This window comes from Bradyrhizobium sp. PRIMUS42 (genome assembly GCF_023006515.1).
GTDB lineage: Bacteria > Pseudomonadota > Alphaproteobacteria > Rhizobiales > Xanthobacteraceae > Bradyrhizobium.
This window is the reverse complement of the sequence record NZ_JALBGZ010000733.1, coordinates 1-3,020: the sequence shown is the minus strand read 5'-3', so window position 1 is coordinate 3,020 and position 3,020 is coordinate 1. Positions and strand designations below refer to the sequence as shown.

The 3,020-nt window shown below is 65.1% G+C and carries 4 protein-coding genes; all 4 read left to right on the top strand.

The window, feature by feature from the left end; all coding sequences use genetic code 11:
• On the top strand, positions 1–285 hold a 285-nt coding region (locus MOV75_RS32730), incomplete at its 5' end, for an amidase family protein (RefSeq protein ID WP_247007393.1).
• Positions 282–1,259, top strand: coding sequence for an ABC transporter ATP-binding protein (locus MOV75_RS32725; RefSeq protein ID WP_246931566.1), 978 nt, complete (start codon positions 282–284; stop codon positions 1,257–1,259). The genes MOV75_RS32730 and MOV75_RS32725, both read left to right, overlap by 4 nt.
• A gap of 168 nt (positions 1,260–1,427) precedes the next feature.
• Positions 1,428–1,697: a GlsB/YeaQ/YmgE family stress response membrane protein gene (locus MOV75_RS32720; protein ID WP_246931568.1), complete on the top strand. Its 270-nt coding sequence runs from the start codon at positions 1,428–1,430 to the stop codon at positions 1,695–1,697.
• Between the two features lie 253 nt (positions 1,698–1,950).
• Positions 1,951–3,020: type I secretion system permease/ATPase (locus MOV75_RS32715; protein WP_247007392.1), on the top strand; the 1,070-nt coding region annotated here is incomplete at its 3' end.

The window sequence follows — 3,020 nt, the reverse complement described above, 5'->3', positions numbered from 1 at the left end:
ATCGCACCGGCCTCGCCGGTGCCGGCGCCGACGATCGAGGAGAGCGATGTCGGCGGCGGCCCCAATGCGCCGGCCATGGTGCAGCGCCTGACCCTGTTCACCCGCCCGGTGAACTATCTCGGCCTGCCGTCGCTCACCGTACCGTCCGGCTTCACCAAAAGCGGCCTTCCTGTGGGCATGCAGCTGATCGGCCGCTCCTTCGATGAAGCGACCCTGCTCACCATCGGCGCCGCCTTCCAGCGCGTCACCGACTATCACGATCGATTGCCGAAACTGCCGTCATGACAAATCTCGTCGAGATCTCAGGCCTCAACATCCGCTTCACCGGCGAGCGCACGGTCTATGCCGTGAACGATCTCAGCCTCTCGCTCGGAACCAGCGAGGTGCTGGGCCTGCTCGGCGAATCCGGCTCTGGCAAGAGCGTGACCTTGCGTGCGCTGATGCGGCTGCTGCCGAAGAAGCGCACGCAGATTTCGGGCACGGTCAACGTGATGGGTCGCGACGTGCTCGCCATGAACGACGAGGAGCTGTCGTCGTTCCGCGGCCAGACCGTCTCGATGATCTTCCAGGAGCCGGCACTGGCGCTGGACCCGGTCTACACCATCGGCGCGCAGATCGCCGAAAGTGTCGTGCGCCACGAAGGCAAGAGTTACGCGGAGGGCAGGGCGCGGGCGCTGGAAATGCTCGAGGTCGTGCGTATCCCCTCCGCCAAGCGGCGGCTGGAGGCTTATCCGCACGAGATGTCCGGCGGCATGCGGCAGCGCGCCATGATTGCGCTGGCGCTGGCCTGCCGTCCAAAAATCCTGCTGGCGGACGAGCCGACCACGGCGCTCGACGCCACCGTGCAGATCCAGATCCTCTTGTTGCTGCGCGAGCTGCAGCGCGAGTTCGGCATGTCCGTCATCTTCGTCACCCACGACATCGGCGTCGCGATCGAGATCTGCGACCGCGTCGCGGTGATGTATGCCGGCCAGATCGTGGAGCAGGGGACCTTGCGCGACATCGTCCGCTCGCCCGTGCACCCCTATGCCAAGGGCCTGCTCGCTTCGACCATCCACGGCGCCAAGCGGGGGCAGCGCCTCGAAACCATCCCCGGCACGCCGCCCTCGCTGGGCGAAAAGCCCCACAACTGCTCCTTCGCCCCCCGTTGTTCGGCGGCCCAGCCTCGTTGCCTGGAGCAATTGCCTGCGAATGTGGAGGTCGGGCCGGGCCGGGCGGCGCGATGTGTGCTGGCGGAGCAGGCGGCCGCAGTGCCGTAACACTCACTTCGAAATTTTTCTGCGACAACACCGACTTGGCTACTGTGCATGGGGTTGTTTTCGGCTTTTTCTCTTCCCAGCCGCAACCAGCCGCCGGGGAACAGCATTCACGCCCCATTCATCCCGGTTCCCGTTCCATGGCTCCGTTCACGGAGAGGGACCTCACTTATGTACATTTCCAACGAAGGCCTGCTTGTCATCCTGTTCGTCGGCCTGGTGGCCGGTTGGCTCGCCGGCAAGGTTGTGCGCGGGACCGGGTTCGGCATCATCGGCGACATCGTGGTCGGCATCGCCGGCGCGCTGGTGGCGAGCTTCCTGTTTCCGAAACTTGGCATTCGTCTCGGCACGGGCCTGGTGTCGGAGATCATCTATTCCGCCATCGGCGCGGTCATCCTGCTGCTGGTGGTGCGGCTGGTGCGTGGCGGGGGCCGGTTCTAGCGCGCTCCGCGGATCGGAACTTTCGGGCTCTGCTTTTCCGGGAAGAGCCTGAAAGCCCGCAAGAAAAAGCCGCAAGCCTGTGAAATTCCGGACTTGCGCGCGAGGCCATCAGGGGTAGATGTGGCTTATGGAGGCCTGGATTAGGTCGACTGCGTTGGACGGGCGGAAAACGCGATGTTAATCCGGGTCAAGTACTTCTGATTTCGCCTTTGAAATCAGGGGCTTTGCCTCTCACCGGAAAGAGACCAGACCGATGGCAGCCATCCCTGGCGTCCGCCGTTCAGAGCTCGGTGACGCCTTGCGCGCTTGTCGCACGGCGTTCGTCGGCGTCGGCTTGATGAGCTGCATGATCAACCTGCTCTACCTGACCGGGTCGATCTTCATGCTGGAGGTCTACGACCGGGTGCTGCCGAGCCGCAGCATTCCCACCCTTGTCGGCCTCATCATCCTCGCCTGCTTCCTCTACATGGCGCAGGGCGTGCTCGACATGATCCGCAACCGGATCCTGGGGCGGGTCGGCACCGCCCTGGACGAAGCCCTCAACAAGCGCGTGTTCGATACCATCGTGCGCCTGCCGCTCCTGGTGGGCAGCCGCAACGAAGGTCTCCAGCCGCTGCGTGATCTCGACAATGTCCGCTCGTTCCTCGGCGGCATGGGCCCGAGCGCATTCTTCGACCTGCCCTGGCTGCCGCTCTATCTGGCCATCTGCTTCGCCTTCCACGTCATGATCGGCATCACCGCGCTGATCGGCGCCATCATCCTGGTCGGCCTGACGCTGGTCACCGAGTTCATGTCCCGCCAGCCGGCGCGCGAGGCGATGGGCCTTGCCGCCCAGCGCAACGATCTCGCCCAGGCCAGCCGCCGCAACGCCGAAGTCATGGTGTCGATGGGCATGGCCGGCCGGATGAACGCGCGCTGGAGCGAGGCCAACGAAAAATATCTCGCCGGCAATCAGCGTGCGAGCGACGTTGCCGGCGGCCTCGGTGCGGTCGCAAAGGTGCTGCGCATGATGCTGCAATCGGCCGTGCTCGCGGTCGGCGCCTATCTGGTCATCCACCAGGAGGCGACTGCCGGCATTATCATTGCCGGCTCGATCCTCTCCGCCCGCGCGCTTGCACCGGTCGATCTCGCCATTGCGCACTGGAAATCCTTTGTCGCGGCACGCCAGAGCTGGCATCGCCTCACGCGCCTGTTGGAGCAGATGCCGGCGCAGGCGATGCCGACCCAGTTGCAGGCGCCCACCAGCCGGCTTTCGGTGGAAGGCGTCGCCATGGTGCCGCCCGGCGACCAGCGCCTCATCGTGCAGGACATCACCTTCACGCT

Excerpts from the sequence above, each read along its gene's own strand:
- MOV75_RS32725 (WP_246931566.1), top strand. The coding sequence starts at position 282 with ATGACAAATCTCGTCGAGATCTCAGGCCTCAACATCCGCTTCACCGGC.
- MOV75_RS32720 (WP_246931568.1), top strand. The coding sequence starts at position 1,428 with ATGTACATTTCCAACGAAGGCCTGCTTGTCATCCTGTTCGTCGGCCTG.